Genomic DNA, 2665 nt, shown 5'->3' on the forward strand with positions numbered 1-2665 from the left:
CCGCGCTTTGGGGCTGTTCTCCCGGAGTGTAAGCGGGGGTTTGACGAACACAATCGCGTGTGGGTAGCATGAACTCTCTGGGGCGGCAATTTCTAGCAAGCTTTCTATTGTAACAAATCCTCGCCGATGATCGGGGGTTGAATAGATGTCAACCCCTACCGGTAAAACTAATTAAGGTTCTACCCAACGGCCATCGGCTTTAATTAAATTAATCAACTCGCTTACACCTTCATTTTCGGGGACGCGTTTAATTTCCTGGCGACCGCGATAAAGGGAGATATAACCGGCCTGTTTCCCCACATAACCATAGTCTGCGTCGGCCATTTCTCCCGGTCCATTGACAATACAACCCATAACGGCGATATCGAGTCCGGTGAGGTGTTGAGTCGCTGCCCGCACTTGCTGCAGGACATCTTCTAAATTAAAAAGAGTGCGACCACAGGAAGGACAGGCAACGTATTCGACCATGGTTTTCCGCAGTCCCAGGGCCTGGAGGATACTGTAACAGACGGGAATTTCCTTTTCGGGAGCTTCCGTCAGAGAAACGCGAATCGTATCACCAATACCGTCCGCTAAGAGAGTGGCAATCCCGGCAGTGGATTTAATTCGTCCGTATTCCCCATCTCCTGCCTCAGTAACCCCCAAATGCAGGGGATAATCCATACCTAACTCGTCCATGCGCTTAACCATGAGACGATAGGCGGCCACCATCACCGGCACGCGGGAAGCTTTCAGGGAAATGACCAGATTGCGAAAATCGAGGGATTCGCAGATGCGGATAAATTCTAAAGCCGACTGTACCATTCCTTCGGGGGTGTCGCCGTAGGTAAAGAGCATTCTTTCGGCCAGAGAACCGTGGTTAACGCCGATTCGCATCGCTTTACCTTGATCTCGCAGGGAAACTACTAAAGGTTTCAGGGTTTCGGCGATTTTTTCGCCAATTTCATCAAATTCTGCTTGACTGTACTCGCTGCGGTCGGCTTTCGGTTTCTCGAAAACGTACAAACCGGGGTTAATCCGCACTTTATCGACGTGCTTGGCCACTTCTAGGGCGATTTTCATGCCGTTGTGATGTACATCGGCTACTAACGGCACGGGTTGATAGGTGGTCAGCAGTTTTTCCCTAATTTTAGCTAAAGCGGTGGCGTGAACCAGACTCGGCACGGTGACGCGGACAATTTCACAACCGATTTCATGGAGGCGACGGATACCAGCCACGGAACCATCTATATCAAGGGTATCCTCGTTAATCATCGACTGCACGACCACGGGATAACCACCACCGATGGTAACGCTACCTACCCTGACGGGACGGGTTTTACGTCGGTGAATCGTGGTGTCGAATTCGGAGGCAGTTGCGGGAGGGTTGAGCGTCGATTCCAAGGTTTGCATAGGACTATCACCAACAATCACTCTCCCTATTCTCTCAAAGAACAGGAACAGATTCTAGCCACTCTAATAAAATTGGATTAAAACGGTCGGGACATTCATCCTGTAAACAATGACCAGCCCGTTCAAATTCTACATATTTAATTCTAGGATTAAGGGAGACAAAACCCTGGGCTAACTGGACGGGAACCATGCGATCTTGTTTGCCCCAACATAATAAAATCGGGATTTCTAAGCGTGGTAAAATTAACTTTGCTGGTGGACAATATTCGGGATGATTAACAGCTTGTGCTAGGGAAATAAACGCCTCGGCTGCCCCCTCATCTAGGGTTGGGGCGGCGATAATTTGTACTAATTCCTCGCTGACTGCTTTCTTGTCTTCGTAGGCGATTCCTGTCCATTTTTTCAAGACTTGCGGACGACGCAGATAGTAAAAAATCGGTTTTAATAGCCAAGGCGAAGTGAAAAAGTTTTCGATGGGAGTGACGATATCTAATAACCAATTGGCAATCATTTCCCTCCGACGGCTGACATCGGGTAAACTGATCATAACTAATCCGGCTACCATTTCCGGATATTTACCCGCTAGGGCCATACTAACTAAAGAACCGATCGAATTTCCCACTAATACCACTGGTCTATTTATAAAAGTTTGCCAGAAATCGTGTATCTGTTCCACCCAGAGATTAACGGTATAGGGAACCTGTACTTTGCGCGAACCACCGAAACCTAATAAATCTACCGCGTAAACTCGATGATTTTGGCTGAGGATAGGAATATTATGGCGCCAATGTTCGATCGCCGCTCCAAATCCATGCAGTAAAATTAAAGGGGGTTTATCGGCATCTTGGGGGTTTTTTGCCGGCATAAAACTATAACGAATTTGCCAACCGCGCCACACCCAATCCCGTTGATAACCGATACGTTCTGTCCAAGCTGGTGAAGTTCTCACTTAAGTCAAACAATTAAGAGGTTTTCAGGAAATATTACTCTAAGTAGGTAGGCGTTAAAAATTATCAGACACCCCCCTTATCAAGGTAGGGCTGTTTCATTCTCCCATCAGAATATCAAAAGTAAAAGCGATCACAGTCAGATAAAATGAGAAGTGACTGCCAACTTTTAAAATATATGTTGAGCTTAATAGAAAAACTAAAACAAGTCAAGGACTTTCGTAAGAATAAAGGAAAAAGACACCCTTTATGGATAGTATTAGTAGTAATAATACTGGGAACAATGCTAGGATACTCAGGTTAGAGAGAGCTAGGAGAGTTTGCTA

Annotated in this window: 2 protein-coding genes and 1 pseudogene; 1 reads left to right on the forward strand and 2 read right to left on the reverse strand. The window is 46.6% G+C overall.

Features of this window, described 5'->3' with window-relative positions; translation table 11 throughout:
• Positions 1–171 precede the first annotated feature (171 nt).
• Both ispG and PX481_RS12855 read right to left on the reverse strand, forming a co-directional pair.
• Positions 172–1392, reverse strand: a complete 1221-nt coding sequence (gene ispG / locus PX481_RS12850) for a (E)-4-hydroxy-3-methylbut-2-enyl-diphosphate synthase (RefSeq protein ID WP_288057182.1) — start codon at positions 1390–1392, stop codon at positions 172–174.
• A 34-nt stretch (positions 1393–1426) separates the two neighbouring features.
• The gene (locus tag PX481_RS12855; RefSeq protein WP_002763855.1) at positions 1427–2341 is read right to left on the reverse strand and encodes an alpha/beta fold hydrolase; all 915 of its coding nucleotides are present in this window, start codon (positions 2339–2341) and stop codon (positions 1427–1429) included.
• Between the two features lie 176 nt (positions 2342–2517).
• Here PX481_RS12855 and PX481_RS12860 point away from each other — a divergent pair.
• Positions 2518–2640 (forward strand): annotated as a pseudogene (locus tag PX481_RS12860) (transposase family protein); the annotation flags it as partial.
• Positions 2641–2665: the final 25 nt, after the last annotated feature.

This window comes from Microcystis sp. M53603_WE2 (assembly GCF_030065435.1).